Below are 868 nucleotides of genomic sequence, written 5' to 3'. Positions count from 1 at the left end.
CGAGGGTCAGAAACGGCGACGGAATGGTGCAGCCGAGCGCGGCAGCGGCCGAGTCAACCCCGGCCAGTTGATCGCGCACGGCCTCCCACGAAGCGTCACTCATCAACCCCGCCACCGGCAGCGGGCACGCCGCCAACACCCATCCGCGGTCGACCACCACAAAGCCGCCGCACATTCCCTCCAGGGCCCGCACCGCGGTCATCATGTCCTGGTCCGCGACCCCGATGACGGCCAGATCGCCGGGAGCCACGCTCGTGGCCATCGCGATCGCACCCTGACGCAGGCCCACCCCGCGGATGAAACCCACCCGCATTCCGCCGGCCCGGTCCGCCCCCCGCGTGACCAGGGCGACCTTGAGCAGGTCGTGCCCGGGATCGGCCGCCGCATGACCGGTGCCGCCGTCTGCACGGCCGGGCCGCACCGCGACGACCTCGACCCCGGCAGTCCCGTCCGCCGCGACGCTCACCTGCACGCCCCTGACCGGGCCGGCGGAGTCCGGGCCGGCCGCGGTCGCCGCAACGGCGAAGGAACCGCTGAACAGGCCGGACGGCAGGGTCACCCGCTCTCGGGTCCAGTCCGGGAGCACATCGAGGTTGTCGAACAGCGGACGGCCGCGCTCGGCGGCCATCCGCCCGTTGACGAGAACGATCTCCGGCGGCCCGGATCCCGCGATGTCGCTGACGATCTGGATGTCGGCCAGGTGCGCCGGCGCGAGCGATCCGAGCAGGTGGTCCAGGCCGTACCGACGGGCCGGATCGAGGGTGGCCATGCGGATGGCGGCCATCGGCTCCACGCCGGCCCCGACCGTACGGCGGACCACCCGGTCGAGGTGGCCGTGGTCGGCGATTTCGGTGATCTTCCATGCGCC

The 868-nt window shown here is 73.0% G+C and carries 1 protein-coding gene; it reads right to left on the bottom strand.

Going from position 1 to position 868, the window contains the following annotated elements:
* A partial coding sequence (locus U9980_RS05800) for an adenine deaminase C-terminal domain-containing protein (protein ID WP_322766995.1) occupies positions 1-868 on the bottom strand: 868 nt, incomplete at both ends.

Origin of the sequence: Protofrankia sp. Cr1 (assembly GCF_963555865.1) — a bacterium.
In the GTDB taxonomy this organism is placed as follows: Bacteria; Actinomycetota; Actinomycetes; order Frankiales; family Frankiaceae; genus Protofrankia.
This window is presented reverse-complemented; position numbering and strand designations above follow the sequence as displayed.